General features: G+C 44.2%; 13 protein-coding genes. 8 read left to right on the forward strand and 5 right to left on the reverse strand.

What is annotated here, in order from left to right:
* Nucleotides 1–6: 6 nt before the first annotated feature.
* Genes E0H77_RS04560 through E0H77_RS04585 form a run of 6 tightly spaced genes read left to right on the forward strand, consistent with a single transcriptional unit; the run spans nucleotide 7 to nucleotide 6,032 of the window.
* Nucleotides 7–1,230 carry an SfnB family sulfur acquisition oxidoreductase gene (locus E0H77_RS04560; protein ID WP_131375366.1) on the forward strand — a complete coding sequence of 408 codons (1,224 nt, stop codon included), beginning with the start codon at nucleotides 7–9 and terminating at the stop codon, nucleotides 1,228–1,230.
* Nucleotides 1,230–2,618: an LLM class flavin-dependent oxidoreductase gene (locus tag E0H77_RS04565; protein WP_131375368.1), complete on the forward strand. Its 1,389-nt coding sequence runs from the start codon at nucleotides 1,230–1,232 to the stop codon at nucleotides 2,616–2,618. Before E0H77_RS04560 ends, E0H77_RS04565 begins: the two co-directional genes overlap by 1 nt.
* Before the next feature lie 24 nt (nucleotides 2,619–2,642).
* Nucleotides 2,643–3,479 carry a MetQ/NlpA family ABC transporter substrate-binding protein gene (locus E0H77_RS04570; RefSeq protein ID WP_131375370.1) on the forward strand — a complete coding sequence of 279 codons (837 nt, stop codon included), beginning with the start codon at nucleotides 2,643–2,645 and terminating at the stop codon, nucleotides 3,477–3,479.
* A 2-nt stretch (nucleotides 3,480–3,481) separates the two neighbouring features.
* The gene (locus E0H77_RS04575; protein ID WP_131375372.1) at nucleotides 3,482–4,312 is read left to right on the forward strand and encodes a MetQ/NlpA family ABC transporter substrate-binding protein; all 831 of its coding nucleotides are present in this window, start codon (nucleotides 3,482–3,484) and stop codon (nucleotides 4,310–4,312) included.
* 12 nt (nucleotides 4,313–4,324) lie between these two features.
* Nucleotides 4,325–5,392, forward strand: a complete 1,068-nt coding sequence (locus E0H77_RS04580) for a methionine ABC transporter ATP-binding protein (RefSeq protein WP_131375374.1) — start codon at nucleotides 4,325–4,327, stop codon at nucleotides 5,390–5,392.
* Nucleotides 5,373–6,032: a methionine ABC transporter permease gene (locus E0H77_RS04585; RefSeq protein WP_131375376.1), complete on the forward strand. Its 660-nt coding sequence runs from the start codon at nucleotides 5,373–5,375 to the stop codon at nucleotides 6,030–6,032. The genes E0H77_RS04580 and E0H77_RS04585 overlap by 20 nt, the downstream gene beginning before the upstream one ends.
* Nucleotides 6,033–6,168: 136 nt before the next feature.
* Here E0H77_RS04585 and E0H77_RS04590 read toward each other — a convergent pair whose 3' ends face one another.
* From E0H77_RS04590 to rluD, 3 genes are read right to left on the reverse strand one after another with little or no spacing between them, the layout of a single operon-like run.
* Complete coding sequence (locus E0H77_RS04590; RefSeq protein WP_045792716.1) at nucleotides 6,169–6,729, reverse strand: flavodoxin family protein; 561 nt, start codon at nucleotides 6,727–6,729, stop codon at nucleotides 6,169–6,171.
* A 44-nt stretch (nucleotides 6,730–6,773) separates the two neighbouring features.
* Nucleotides 6,774–7,514: a peptidoglycan editing factor PgeF gene (pgeF, locus tag E0H77_RS04595; protein ID WP_131375378.1), complete on the reverse strand. Its 741-nt coding sequence runs from the start codon at nucleotides 7,512–7,514 to the stop codon at nucleotides 6,774–6,776.
* Nucleotides 7,515–7,554: 40 nt separating this feature from the next.
* Nucleotides 7,555–8,607 (reverse strand): 23S rRNA pseudouridine(1911/1915/1917) synthase RluD, encoded by a 1,053-nt coding sequence (rluD, locus tag E0H77_RS04600; RefSeq protein WP_131375380.1) that lies wholly within the window; start codon nucleotides 8,605–8,607, stop codon nucleotides 7,555–7,557.
* A 72-nt stretch (nucleotides 8,608–8,679) separates the two neighbouring features.
* Here rluD and E0H77_RS04605 point away from each other — a divergent pair, with 72 nt between their 5' ends.
* Together E0H77_RS04605 and E0H77_RS04610 are read left to right on the forward strand one after the other, a co-directional pair.
* Nucleotides 8,680–9,795, forward strand: coding sequence for an outer membrane protein assembly factor BamD (locus E0H77_RS04605; RefSeq protein ID WP_131375382.1), 1,116 nt, complete (start codon nucleotides 8,680–8,682; stop codon nucleotides 9,793–9,795).
* Nucleotides 9,796–9,906: 111 nt separating this feature from the next.
* Nucleotides 9,907–11,763, forward strand: a complete 1,857-nt coding sequence (locus E0H77_RS04610) for a DNA primase (RefSeq protein ID WP_131375384.1) — start codon at nucleotides 9,907–9,909, stop codon at nucleotides 11,761–11,763.
* Nucleotides 11,764–11,810: 47 nt separating this feature from the next.
* Here the strand turns inward: E0H77_RS04610 and E0H77_RS04615 are convergent, their stop codons facing one another.
* Both E0H77_RS04615 and hemA read right to left on the reverse strand, forming a co-directional pair.
* Nucleotides 11,811–12,041, reverse strand: a complete 231-nt coding sequence (locus tag E0H77_RS04615; RefSeq protein WP_131375386.1) for a hypothetical protein — start codon at nucleotides 12,039–12,041, stop codon at nucleotides 11,811–11,813.
* A gap of 282 nt (nucleotides 12,042–12,323) precedes the next feature.
* Complete coding sequence (gene hemA, locus E0H77_RS04620) at nucleotides 12,324–13,607, reverse strand: glutamyl-tRNA reductase (RefSeq protein WP_131375388.1); 1,284 nt, start codon at nucleotides 13,605–13,607, stop codon at nucleotides 12,324–12,326.
* Between the last annotated feature and the right edge of the window lie 27 nt (nucleotides 13,608–13,634).

The raw sequence follows: 13,634 nt of genomic DNA on the forward strand, positions 1-13,634 counted from the left end.
AAAATCATGACCTCCTATCAAGATTTTTGGGCAGAGCAGCCTCAATTACACCACACCGCCCACATTATTAGCTCCGATACCGAAGCGCTGGCGATCGCACAGCAACTCAGTCAGGAATTCAAGCAACTGGCGGTTGAGCGTGATCAAGAGCGCCGCTTGCCTTTTGAAGAAATTCAAAAATTTAGCCAGTCTGGGTTATGGGCAATCACCGTGCCAAAGCAATACGGTGGTGCAGAAGTGTCAAGCTGGACAGTAGCTCAAATTGTGGCGTTATTTAGTGGTGTAGATGGTTCGATTGGACAAATCCCACAAAACCATTTTTATGCTTTAGAAGTGCTACGCAACACGGGCACAGAACAGCAAAAACAGCAGCTTTACCGTGAAGTATTGCAAGGTGCTCGTTTTGGCAATGCCCTTGCCGAATTTAAAACCAGAAATGCAGCCCAGAAACATAGCCAGATTCAGACCGTTGAAGGTGGCTATCTGATTCAGGGTGAAAAGTTTTACTGCACAGGCAGTTTGTTTGCCCATCGTATTCCCACGTTAGTGAAAGATGCACAAGAACGTGAGTTTTTGGCGTTTGTACCACGACATAGTGAAGGTCTAGAGCTGATTGATAACTGGTCAGGTTTTGGGCAACGCACCACAGGCAGCGGCACAGTCAAATTTAATCAGGTTTTTGTCGCAGAAGACGATGTGATTCCATTTGATTTGGCATTTACACAACCGACCTTGGTCGGGCCTTTTGCCCAACTGATTCATGCATCCATTGAAGTCGGGATTGCCCGTGCAGCTTTTGAAGAAACCCTGCAACGTGTGAAACAGGCACGTCCGTGGATAGATGCAGGAGTCGACTATGCTAGCCAAGACCCGCTGACATTATATGAACTAGGTCAAGTTGCTGTCGATATCAAAGCCAGTGAGCTGCTCCTGAAACAGGCTGCCTATACAGTCGATACTGCCAAACCGAAACCGACAGTAGACAGCATTGCCCATGCTTCGATTCAGGTTGCCAAGGTACGTGCGCATAGCACCGACATTGCCCTGCTGGCTTCATCCAAACTGATTGAACTGGCAGGTAGTCGTGGTAGTCAGCGTGATGATGGTCTTGACCTGTACTGGCGTAATGCACGGGTACATACCCTGCACGATGCTGCTCGCTGGAAATATTATTTTATTGGCAATTATGTGTTGAACCACATTTTGCCACCGCGCCGAGGAACGCTGTAATGTCCAAGCAAATTTTACTCAATGCCTTTGACATGAACAGTGTTGGACACATCAATCACGGTTTATGGACACATCCACGCGACCAGTCCTACCGTTTTGATGAGCTGAGCTACTGGACAGATTTAGCCAAAACCCTTGAAAAAGGCTTGTTTGATGGTTTGTTTATTGCTGACATTACAGGGGTTTATGATGTTTACCAAAACAACCTCGATGTGACCTTACGCGAATCAGTACAACTGCCGAGTCACGACCCTGCAACCCTGATTTCTGCGATGGCAGGTGTCACAGAGCATTTGGGTTTTGGCTTAACGGTGAATTTAAGTTATGAACATCCTTATCAACTGGCACGACGCTTTGCCAGTCTAGACCACCTGACTCGCGGACGGATCGGCTGGAATATCGTCACAGGCTACCTCGACAGTGCCGAACGCCTGATTGGTCAGTCAGGGCTGAAAGATCACGACTTACGTTACGAACAAGCCGAAGAATTTCTAGAGTTATCTTACAAGTTCTGGCAAGACTCATGGGAAGACGATGCTGTACTGAAAGACAAGCAGCAACGCATCTTTAGTGACCCGCGCAAGGTTCACCCAATTCAGCATCACGGGCGCTTCTTCCAAAGTGAAGGCGTGTTTCAGGTTGCGCCATCGCCACAGCGCACACCCGTGTTGTTTCAGGCAGGCGCATCGCCACGTGGCATGCAGTTTGCTACGCGCCATGCCGAATGTGTGTTTATTGGTGGCGATCGCCCTGAGAAAATCCGTCAGCAAGTACAGCGCCTGCGCCAACTGGCACAAGAGCAAGGACGCGATCCTCATTCGATTAAAGTCTTTGTCGGTATTACCGTGGTGACTGCGGCAACATCAGCCGAAGCTCAGGAAAAACTCATCGAATATCAACGCTATGCCAGCCCTGAAGCAGGCTTGGCGCATTATTCCAGTTCGGTTGGCATCGACCTTGCTCAATTTGCCGATGATGAAGCCATTCCTTATCAACACACCAACAGTATTGCTTCGGTCAATCAGAAATTTAAAGAACAGCGCATTACCCCAAAGGATTTGAAGCAACAACACATTTTAGGTGGACGTTATCCGCTCTTTGTGGGCAGCGGTGCTGAAGTTGCCGAGCAACTGATTGAACTGCTGGATCAAACCGACATTGATGGCTTTAACCTGACCCGTACCATCACCCCCGAATCACATGAAGATTTTATTCAGTATGTGATTCCTGAATGGCAGCAGCGCGGACGTTACAAAACTGCTTATGCCGATGGCACATTGCGTCACAAGATTTTTGCACAAGGCAATCAACTGCCTACTCAACATCCTGCACGTCAGGGCAAAACGCAAACACAGACATTATCAAATGCTGTCGCATTCGGCGGCTAAACACACAATTTTGAGATCTTTTTCATGGGACAAACACAGACATTATCGGGTAAGAAAATCGCCAGTATTGGCGTAGTGGTGGTTGCCGTCATCGCAGGCTTATTTGCATGGAATCAGCACCGCCAGGCACAAAGCAAAGAACTGGTGATCGGGATTACCCCCGCTTTTGCCAATACCTTGCAAGTCGCAGCCAATGAAGCCAAAAAACAAGGGCTGAATGTCAAACTGGTGGAGTTTTCTGACTGGAACACCCCCAACATTACCCTGAATCATGGCGATATTGATGCCAATTTTTTCCAGCATCAACCATTTTTAAATAATGCGATTAAAGAAGGTAAATACGAGCTTCAGCCTTTTGCCGCGGGCGCTGCATCACGCGTTGGGCTGTATTCGAAAAAATACAGCAGTCTGGATGCCTTGCCGAACAAAGCGCGTGTTGCTGTGCCGAATGACCCAGTCAACGAAGGTCGCGCCTTATTGTTATTACAACAAGCCAAACTGATTACCTTAAAAGACCCAAGCAATTATTTATCGGATTTAAAAGACATTGTGGCAAATCCAAAAGACTTACAATTCGTTGAAATGGAAGGCCCACAAACTGCTCGTGCCGTGGATGATGTCGATTTGGCATTCAGTTATCCGCATTATTTAAACCTTGCCAAAACCATCAACCCGAAAAAAGCCTTACTGCTCAATGCCCAAGAAGACAAACGCTATGCAATTCTTTTTGTAGTGCGTAAAGACTATAAAGATGAAGGCGGTCGCTTACAAAAATTTGTCGATATTTATCAACACTCACCACAAGTCAAAGCCTCACTGAATGCAGAAATTGGCTCTGGGCTGTGGTATGCAGGGTGGTAACAATGTCAGGACTATTAAAATCTCGCCCTTTAATTATAAGTTTTGTCGTGGTTTTGGCTATTTTTGGCTTGGCAGGCTATCGTTATATTCAGCAAAAAAATCAGGATAATGTGCTTACCATAGGCATTAGCCCACCCTATAAAGATCTACTTCAAAGCGTTGCAGATGATGTTGAAAAACAAGGCATTCATGTCAAACTGGTCGAATTTTCTGATTGGCAAGCACCCAATATTGCAGTGCAAAATGGTGATATTGATGCCAACTTTTTTCAGCAAAGTGTTTATCTAAAAAATGCGATTCGCCAAACTCATTTTAATTTACATGCTTTCGCTGTTGGAACTGGTAGCCATGTTGGGCTTTATTCAAAGAAATACCATTCGCTCGCAGAGTTACCTGAACATGCCCGAATTGTCATTCCAAGTGACCCAGTCAATTTGGCTCGCGCATTAATTTTATTAGATAAAGCGAAACTCATTCAGTTAAAAGATGTCAAAAATGAGCTTTCTACCCGACAAGATATTATTTCCAATCCTAAACAATTTCAATTTGTTGAAGTTGAAGGTCCTCAAACTGCACGTGCCATTGATGATGCTGATTTAATTTTTGGTTATCCACATTATTTAAAAATGGCAAAAACAGCAAACCCTAAAGATGCTCTTTTCTTAGATCCGATTGATAAAAAATATGCCATTCTTTTTGTAACACGCGGCGATTATCAAGATAAAAATCAAAAACTTGCTACTTTTGTTCAAACATTTCAACACTCAGCAAAAGTTCAACAAATTTTAGATAAAGATTTTGGTCAAGGTCTCTGGTTTAAAGGTTGGCAATAGGAGATAAGCAATATGGTTAGTTTTGGGACATCGCTCGAATTTAGTACACCACATATCAAAATTCGCAACCTGAATAAATACTATGCGGGACAAAGCCAACAGGTTCATGCCTTAAAAGACATTCAGCTGGATATTCCGCAAGGGCATATTTTTGGCATTATCGGTAAAAGTGGTGCAGGAAAATCCTCTCTGATCCGTAGCCTGAATGGTCTAGAACAGCCATCGAGTGGTCAAATCCTGATTCATCAACAGGATTTGACCCAGCTCAAACATGCCGAGCTGATTCAACTGCGTCAGAAAATTGGCATGATTTTTCAGCATTTTAATTTAATGTCTGCCAAAACCGTACGCGAAAATGTGGCATTGCCCCTAAAAATTGCAGGGGTTGCCAAAGCGGAAATATCTTCACGCGTCAATCATGTGCTGGAGTTGGTCGGGCTGAGTGAAAAAGCCGAGCATTACCCTGCCCAGCTTTCAGGCGGACAAAAACAACGTGTCGGAATTGCCCGAGCATTGGTACATCAACCAGAAATCTTGCTCTGTGATGAAGCTACCTCGGCACTCGATCCAGAAAGCACGACCACCATTTTGGCTTTGCTGAAAAAAATCAATCAGGAACTGGGTATTACCATTGTGCTGATTACCCATGAAATGCAGGTCATTCGTGACATTTGCGATGAGGTGGTGGTGATTGATCACGGTGAAATTGTCGAGTCTGGTGCGGTGTGGTCGGTATTTTCCAACCCTCAACAGCAGATTACCCAAGAACTACTGAACTTGGAACAACTGGATTTTGGTATGGCCTTAACTGCTGATGCCAGCCCTGAACATACCCAAAAAATTCTGCAAATTGAATATGCACATCGCGCCGATCAGGCATTTGACTTTAACCAACTTCTGCAACAGTTTCAGTCACCTGTACAGATTCTGCAAAGCCATATTGATCAGATTCAGCACTATATCGTGGCGCGTTTGGTGATTGCAGTTAATTCAGATCATCAAACACCTGATTTACAAGATTGGCAGCATATTCAGCATTTACAATTCAAGGAGCTCGGTTATGCAAGATCAGCTATTTGATTTATTACTGACAGGCACACTCGACACTTTAGTCATGGTCGGGCTGTCAGCAGTGATTGCCTTGCTGATCGGGTTGCCACTTGCGGTCATCTTGGTCAGCACATCTCCTCAAGGCATTTTTCCTTCCGTTAAGATCAATCAACCAATCGGCTGGATCATTAACATTACCCGTTCTGTGCCTTTTCTGATTTTAATGGTGGCACTGATTCCAATTACCCGTTGGGTTGTCGGGACGAGCTACGGCGTTTGGGCTGCAATTGTACCTCTATCACTGGCAGCCACACCATTTTTCGCGCGGATTGCCGAAGTGAGTTTAAGAGAAGTCGATCATGGTCTGATTGAAGCAGCTCAAGCCATGGGCTGTAACCGTAAGCAGATTATCTGGCATGTGCTGTTGCCTGAAGCTTTGCCCGGCATTGTGGCAGGATTTACCGTGACCATTGTCACCATGATCAACTCCTCCGCAATTGCAGGCGCAATTGGTGCGGGCGGTTTGGGTGATGTGGCTTATCGTTATGGTTATCAACGCTTTGACTTGCAAATTATGTTTGCGGTGATTGTAGTGTTGGTGATACTGGTGATGTTGATTCAAGCTACTGGCGATCAACTGGCACGCCAACTAGATAAACGTAAATTGTGATTGGCAATGAATACTGAACGTTCCTTCTCCCTTTGGGATGAGGAACACTGTTCCGCAAGAGGATGAAAGTATCCTCATTGTGCTTTTTTGCTTAAAAAATGACTTATGAAAGAAGCCTAATACTGTGAATACAGATTTAGGCTGAATGATTCAGGCGATTCAACATGAGCGCGATATATTCACCAAACCAGATAGCTGTATCCAGATCACCTTGCGGTGGGGTAATTTCGACAGGTGCATTGTTGGATTGGGTCATGAGTCCCAAATGGCTGGCCAAACGGTTTAAATCGGTGTCTTTTTGCCCTGTCGACAACAACGGTAAACCTGTCCAAAGCATGCCATGCTGCATGGCAAACAAGTTAATTTGCTGCAACACAGAAAGTTTGTCACCGCTTAAACCACCCGAATTGGTAAAGCCTGCGGCAAGTTTGCCTTGCCACAAACGGTTGATCCAGCGCTTCGAGGTTGAGTCCATAAACATTTTGAACTGCCCCGTAACACTGCCCATATAAGTTGGGCAGCCTAGAATAATGCCATGTGCCTGATCCAGCTTGTCCCAATCCACATGCTCAATCGACATGACATGCGTGGTCACGCCAATTTGCGCTGCGCCTTTGGCAATGTATTGGGCAACTTTTGCGGTATGCCCATACGGGCTGTGGTAGACAATAGCAAGGGATTTAGGCAACGTCGTCATTATTGAGAATCAATAGCAAAAAATCCCGAGCAGTTTAGCATGAATTATTCCTGCATAAACACGAATGTCGCCATGCGACCTGTTTTCGCATTACGGCGATAGGAGAAATAATCCTCCGTCTGGGTGTAGGTGCACTGATCCCCACCCGACACTAAAGCCACGCCATGCTGCTCTAAAATATAACGCGCAATCGCATACAGATCAGCATAATATTTCCCTGCCTGCTCGCCTGCTTTAAAGGCGAACTCTAACGGGTATTTTTCACAAAATGCCTGTTTGACTTCTGCGCCAATCTCAAAACAAGGCTGGCTAATACACGCACCGAGCCATGCCCATGTGGGTTGGGTCTGCATGGTAGCAATGGTATTTTCAATAATTCCGCCTGCCAGACCACGCCAGCCCGCATGCAGATTTGCTACTTCAGTGCCATCAGCATTACCTAAAACCACAGGCAAACAGTCTGCAGTCATCATCAAGATGGCATGCCCTTTTTGCTGGGTGACCAAACCATCCCCCACCAACGGCTCAAAGTAGACTTGCTGATTGACCGTATGGCAAATCGTGCTATGAGTTTGCGTCATCCACGTCAGCTTGTTGACGCCATATAGGGCAAACTCTTTCAATAATGCCATACGATGCTGTTGTACACGTTGCGGATCATCCTGCACATGCAATGCCAGATTAAACCCTGACAGTTCAGTACGTTCACTGGAAAGGCTTTCTGGATGCTGAACATGGGTTTGTCCAACATAAACGCCTTGGGGTAAACCTTGAACAAATTGCATGACTGAATTCTCCGATTGCGGTGTCACAGATACAGCCTGATTAGTAGGCTGCATTTTCTTCGCGTAATACTTGTACCAGATTTTTAAAGTCTTCTGGCCAAGGTGCTTCAAAAAGCATTTCTTCTTGCGTACGTGGATGAACCAAGCCCAGTTTCGCTGCATGTAAGGCTTGACGGCGGAAACCACGTAGCGTCTCGGCTAAACGCTCTGAAGCGCCAGCAGGCACACGAACACGACTCATATACACAGAATCGCCCACCAAACTATAGCCAATATAGGTGAAATGCACCCGAATCTGATGCGTACGACCTGTTTCAAGCTGTGCTTGCACACGGGTAAAATTCTGAAAACGCTCTTTGACATTATAATGCGTCACCGCATCACGCCCACCAGGCAGCACGGTCATTTTCACACGGTCAACAGGGTGACGTTTAATTGGTTCATCAATCGTGCCACCTGCAATAATGTTGCCATACACCACAAGGTCATAGACACGATAGACTGACTTATCACCGAGTTGCTTGGTCAATGAAAACTGTGCTTCCAGATTTTTCGCTACTACGAGCAAACCACTGGTGTCTTTATCGATCCGATGTACCAATCCGGCACGCGACAACTCTGCCGATTTTGGATAGTGATACAGCAAAGCATTGACCAGCGTTCCAGAGCCATTACCAGCGCCAGGATGCACCACCATACCAACAGGTTTATTAATGACAAGAATATCGTCATCTTCATAAACAATATCTAAAGGAATATTTTCAGGCTGGTTGTGAGTTTGCACCTCAAGCTCAACATCAAGCGTGAGCAATTCATGCCCTTCACAGCGATATTTCGGTTTAATTTTGTTACCGTCTACCAGCAGATGCCCATCTTTCATCCATTGTTTAAGTTTTTCTCGTGAAAAATCAGCCCAAACGGTTGCTGCAACCTGATCAATTCGCAGCCCAAGGTATTGTTCATCCACCTGAAATTGCAACGATAAATGTGTTGCAGTTACGCTCGAAGTATGATTATCTGCATCCTCAGCATCTTCAAGTAAATTGAAATCTGTTTCAGTGGAATTAGAATGAGAAGATTGTGTTGAAGTCATTTGGCTCATTAAGACAATAATGGTTTAATAATGCCATTGTAGCTCATTGGCCGTATTAACTGAGGAATTTTTATGTCGCTACCACGTTATAAAGTTACTATGCTTGTGCTTTGTTTAGGCATTGCTGGTACATTTGTGGGCTGTAGCAGCAATCCATCAAAAAAAGAAGTTGTCGATCTTGGACCACAAAACAGCGAACAAGCCTACTTTGATTCGGCTGAACAAGCGCTCAATAATGGTCAATATAATGAAGCGGCAAAAAATCTCCAAGCGATTGATACTTACTTTCCAACAGGCACACATGCTCAAAAAGCGCAGTTGGATTTAATTTATGTGAAGTTCCAACAAAAAGATTATCCTGGGGTTGTCACAGCGGCTGATCGCTTTATTCGTTTAAACCCAGACCATCCAAATGTTGCTTATGCTTACTATGCACGTGGCGTTGCCAACATGGAACAAAATTATGATGGTCTTGTGCGTTACACTTCACTTAAGCAGTCACACCGTGATATCAACTATTTAAAATTGGCCTATCAAAACTTTGTTGATCTAATTCGTCGTTTCCCATCAAGCCAATATTCTGTCGATGCTGCACAGCGTATGAAATATATTGGTCAGGAACTTGCAGAACACGAAATGACTGCTGCACGTTTCAACGTTGAACGTAAAGCATGGATCGCTGCAATTGAACGTAGCCAATGGGTAGTTGAACATTATCCAAATACACCACAAATTCCAGAAGCGCTGGCAACCATTGCTTACAGCTATAACCAGTTAGGTGATCAGCAAAGCGCTCAGCAATATACCAATGTCTTAAAACTAAATTATCCAAATTTAGTCAAAGCCAATGGCAGTGTGAACCTTGCAGCAGCACGTAAAGAAGGTAGCTGGTGGAACAAGGCGACTTTAGGTATTTTTGGTCGTAGCTCAGAAAACAACGTGCGCGATCAGAAAGCTAGTCATGATAATGCTACAGAAGAAAAACGTAGCTGGACCAATCGACTAAGCTTCGGTGTGCTCGACAAACCTGAAACAGAAGCAACAGCCACAGCGACCACTGCAACACCTTCGCCAGTGATTGCTTCCGAACCTGTTGCAGCACCTGTTAGCAATTCAAATGAAAAACCAAAGCGTAGCTGGACTAACCGCCTAAGTTTAGGTTTGCTCGATAAACCAGAAAGCAACTAATTTCGGTCTATCGTTCATAAAGGCAAGCTCATGAGCTTGCCTTTTATATTTTGTGTACCTTGAAAATTTGTTACACTGCTTAACCCGCATCGTATTGTTACATCCCTGATTATGGCGATTCCACAACAGACCATTGACCAAATTCTTGACCGTACAGATCTTGTCGATCTGATCAGTCAGCGTGTCAAACTCAAAAAAACTGGACGCACATATTCTGGCTGTTGCCCGTTTCATCAAGAAAAAAGCCCGTCTTTCCATGTGTATCGGGACAAGCAGTACTATCATTGTTTTGGTTGCCAAGCCAATGGGAATGCCATTAAATTCTTAATGGACATCGACAACCGTAGTTTTATCGATGTCATGAAAGACTTAGCCAGTCAGACAGGGATAGAGCTTCCTAAAGACAATCAGGACAGTAAGAAGCTTACTTATAAAAAAACAATTACACCAACACCAAGCATCAGTGCTCCACCTGTTGCTCCTGTAGCCGCACCCGACAATATTCAGGACTTTGAGCCATATCCATTCCCACACGATGATCCTTTTTTATTTGCAGAAAATCAGTTTTCTGAGATTACTCAAGAAGGAAACTTGTATGATTTACTGGAAAATATTGCCCAGTTTTATCAGCAGCAACTACCCAAAAGTGCCACTGCACAGCGTTATTTTAAACAGCGCGGTTTAAGTCCTGCAACCATTCAAGATTGGCGTTTGGGTTATGCACCAGAAGACTGGCAGCACTTAGAACAAGCATTTCCTCAAGATATTGATGGTTTAAAACAACTCGGTCTGATTCGCACCAGTGACAGCGGACGAGACTTTGACTTATTACGGGATCGGGTGATTTTCCCAATTCGTGACCCCAAAGGTCGAGTGGTTGGTTTTGGTGGTCGTGCCCTAAACGACGAAATCAAACCCAAATACATCAACTCACCCGATTCTGAAGTCTTCCATAAAAACCAGTTGCTATATGGACTGTATGAAGGCACCAAATTTAAAGCCCAAGACTGGCTATTGGTCGAAGGTTATATGGATGTAATTGCCTTACATCAGGCAGGTATACATGGTGCCGTCGCGACACTCGGAACCGCCAGTAACACCGAACATCTCAACATTTTATTCAAACGCAATCATCGAATTACCATCGCTTTTGACGGCGATAGTGCAGGGCAAAAAGCAGCGCAGCGTACCCTAGAAATTGCCCTACCCCTTCTCAATGATGGTCGCGAACTGAAATTCTTTATTTTACCCAATGACCACGACCCTGACTCTTTAATTCGCCAAGAAGGCGTAGAGAGATTCCAGCAGCTCTGGCAACAAGCGCCTTTGCTATCTGATTTTTTATTTGCTCTGTTGACCCAGCAGCACGATGTCAGTACACCCGAAGGAAAAAGTCAGGTGATGGGCGAACTGAAAAATATGACGCAATTACTGCCACCGCAAGGCTCTTATCGTTATTTGCTCAATCAGGCTTTTCGGGAAAAACTGGGGCTAGGTAAACGCTTTACCCCAAAAATCAGCCATGATGCTTCACTCTCTTTCAATATTCGCACGCGAGATGAAGACTTTGCGGTTGCCTTGCTCATGAGTAATCCGTTTTTATATACGCACTTTGAGCAATTACGCGCCTATATTCAGCAAGATGACTTATTGGCAGAAATTCTAGCAGTTCTTGATCAGGTCTTTGACAAACTACCTGAAGATCAGGAGCGCGCAATTTATTATGTTTTAGGCGCTTGCTATGCGTATCGAAATGAAATTGCAGAATTATTACAGCGCACCAACGTTTTAGATATTTTAAATTCGCCAGAACAGGCTTTTAATTTTGCCAAAGAAAATGCTTTAGCTTTACAAGAAAAGTTGCTTAGACAGCGTATGAAACGCCCTGCATCATTACAGGAATCGCAAAATTTACGAATACAGCTCAATGAACTTACCAAGAAAATCAGTTTAAGATTATTGCACTAATCAAAATAGCAGGTGAAATTTATCTCACCTGCTTTACATCATAACAATTAATTAAAAAATAAATGCTGATAAGCAGACTGAAAACACTTATGCACGCCAAGCTGTTGGACTTGCTGCTGGCGTGTCTGGGCATTTTCAAATTCACCATCAAAGACCCCAATCGAAATACTTTTTAAATCAGGGCAATACTGTGCGATTTGGCGCTTACCAAACTGCCACGGATGTAAACAGACCTGTGATAAACGAATGTGTGACGATGCAGAACTACGATATTTCATGTCAATCTCCTACCGCTAAAAATGAAATGCGAGCAGTGAAAATCAACCAATATCCTTTTCGGAGATTTTACAGCGGAGACAGTATAATGCGTCTAAAGCCTAATAGAACAACGTTAAAATTTCTCAGTATCATTTTAAAAATACACGACTTGACAACCAAGTACGCGTTAATCTTTTGAAGAATAATCATTATTTTTTTTAATATCTGAATGGTTTCAAGCAAATGACTTTATAGTCATCAAATCTAAAATATTGCACACTCACGATGCAGAACACAAAAAACTAACTTTTGGGTTTTCGGCGATGCTGCAACACACGTTGTAAATGATCCTGAATCCATTCCAAATATTCAGGATCTTCAGTTTGAGCAGCTTCGCGCAACAGCATAGAAGTTGGGTGAAGTAGTTTATGTGTTAAACGATGTGCAAGTTCCTGAATCACTTTTTCAGGTGTTTCACCTTCTTTTAAACATTGTAAGGCATGCTCAACTTCTTCTTGTTGCATCTGCTGCCCAGCTTCACGATAAGCACAAATTGAATGCCCTGCTTGCTTGACTTTTTCTTGAGTAAGTAACTGAGTTGCCAACTGATTGACCATGACTTCAGCTTCAACCGCGGCTTGACGGCGCTGAGCCAGATTTTCATCAATCACGCTTTGTAAATCATCGACACCGTATAGATACACACCATCCAAACTTTCAACTTTGGGGTCTATATCACGCGGAACAGCCAAATCCACCAGCAACATTTGCTGATAACGGCGCTTCTTTAAGGCTGCTTTGACATCCTGATAAGCAATTACTTGATGCAAACTGCCTGTACAGCTTGAAATCACATCGGCACGATGCAAATGCTGCGACAATTCTTCAAATGGAATAATTTCAACTTCTACAAATGGTGTGATTTCATTGGCAAGTTTTTCTGCACGTTCGCGACCACGGTTACAGATCAGGATTTTAGCAACTCCCATATCTGCCATATGCTTTGCAACAAGGCTGTTCATTTCCCCTGCCGCAACCATCAGCACCACCAGTTTTTCAGGGTGGCTAAAGACTTGCTGTGCTAACTGCGCTACGGCATATCCCATAGATACAGCATGATTGCCGACGGCGGTTTCTGAACGCACACGTTTAGCAGCATAGAACGCATATTCAAAGACACGATTTAAATTTCCCGACACCGTGCCCGACTCTTTTGCCAGCGACAATGCCGATTTCACCTGCCCTAAAATCTGTGGCTCACCAAGCATGAGCGAATCTAGTCCACTTGCAACCCGCATTAAGTGAGAAACTGCCTGAATATCTTCATAGCGATATACATGATTAAACAATTGGTTAACATCAATGCCATTGGTTTGCGCAAGCCAATTTAATAGCATGTCTGCTTCATCAGTCATCGCATAGACTTCTGTGCGGTTACAGGTTGACACCACCACTAAGTCATTGAATTGACTTTGATGACTTTGTTCAGCCAATAAAGTACGCAGTCGTTCTGCGTTGAACGCAACACGTTCACGCAACTCAACTGAGGCTGTTTGATGGTTGACACCTAAAGCAAAGAACGCCATGTCAGATCATCATTTCACTAAAATTAT

The sequence above is a fragment of the Acinetobacter brisouioides genome (assembly GCF_004331075.1).
GTDB lineage: Bacteria > Pseudomonadota > Gammaproteobacteria > Pseudomonadales > Moraxellaceae > Acinetobacter.

Coding starts and splice junctions, on each gene's coding strand:
- E0H77_RS04560 (WP_131375366.1), top strand. CDS start 7: ATGACCTCCTATCAAGATTTTTGGGCAGAGCAGCCTCAATTACACCAC.
- E0H77_RS04565 (WP_131375368.1), top strand. CDS start 1,230: ATGTCCAAGCAAATTTTACTCAATGCCTTTGACATGAACAGTGTTGGA.
- E0H77_RS04570 (WP_131375370.1), top strand. CDS start 2,643: ATGGGACAAACACAGACATTATCGGGTAAGAAAATCGCCAGTATTGGC.
- E0H77_RS04575 (WP_131375372.1), top strand. CDS start 3,482: ATGTCAGGACTATTAAAATCTCGCCCTTTAATTATAAGTTTTGTCGTG.
- E0H77_RS04580 (WP_131375374.1), top strand. CDS start 4,325: ATGGTTAGTTTTGGGACATCGCTCGAATTTAGTACACCACATATCAAA.
- E0H77_RS04585 (WP_131375376.1), top strand. CDS start 5,373: ATGCAAGATCAGCTATTTGATTTATTACTGACAGGCACACTCGACACT.
- E0H77_RS04590 (WP_045792716.1), bottom strand. CDS start 6,729: ATGACGACGTTGCCTAAATCCCTTGCTATTGTCTACCACAGCCCGTAT.
- pgeF (WP_131375378.1), bottom strand. CDS start 7,514: ATGCAATTTGTTCAAGGTTTACCCCAAGGCGTTTATGTTGGACAAACC.
- rluD (WP_131375380.1), bottom strand. CDS start 8,607: ATGACTTCAACACAATCTTCTCATTCTAATTCCACTGAAACAGATTTC.
- E0H77_RS04605 (WP_131375382.1), top strand. CDS start 8,680: ATGTCGCTACCACGTTATAAAGTTACTATGCTTGTGCTTTGTTTAGGC.
- E0H77_RS04610 (WP_131375384.1), top strand. CDS start 9,907: ATGGCGATTCCACAACAGACCATTGACCAAATTCTTGACCGTACAGAT.
- E0H77_RS04615 (WP_131375386.1), bottom strand. CDS start 12,041: ATGAAATATCGTAGTTCTGCATCGTCACACATTCGTTTATCACAGGTC.
- hemA (WP_131375388.1), bottom strand. CDS start 13,607: ATGGCGTTCTTTGCTTTAGGTGTCAACCATCAAACAGCCTCAGTTGAG.